This window comes from Pauljensenia sp. UMB6358, from assembly GCF_030216865.1.
GTDB classification, from domain to species: Bacteria; Actinomycetota; Actinomycetes; order Actinomycetales; family Actinomycetaceae; genus Pauljensenia; species Pauljensenia turicensis_A.
Genome location: NZ_JASOMS010000126.1, coordinates 1 through 294, shown reverse-complemented (window position 1 = coordinate 294; position 294 = coordinate 1). Strand labels below are relative to the sequence as shown.

General features: G+C 56.5%; 1 protein-coding gene. It reads right to left on the bottom strand.

What is annotated here, in order from left to right:
* The coding region (locus QP381_RS08885; RefSeq protein ID WP_285068625.1) for a hypothetical protein at nt 1-253 on the bottom strand (253 nt) is incomplete at its 3' end.
* Nucleotides 254-294: the final 41 nt, after the last annotated feature.

The window sequence follows — 294 nt, the reverse complement described above, 5'->3', positions numbered from 1 at the left end:
CAACTAAGGCGTCCTTATCCTTGCTAACAAAGGTGTGCATGTGCTCTGTGACGCGCTTGGCACACTCAGCGGGAAGAGTAACGTCACGTTGAGCCGCGTCAGTCTTTGGCAGCCCCTCAATAAGCTGACCGCCAATGCCCCGGCTTATGCCCCGTCGCACCCTTACAACACCTTTACTCAAGTCAAGGTCCATGCGGCGCAAGCATTGAATCTCGTTAAAGCGCAGCGCCCCCCAAGCCGCCAAGTCAATCATTACCGCATACTCGGGCGGAACGAGCTCGCGCAACTGCGAAA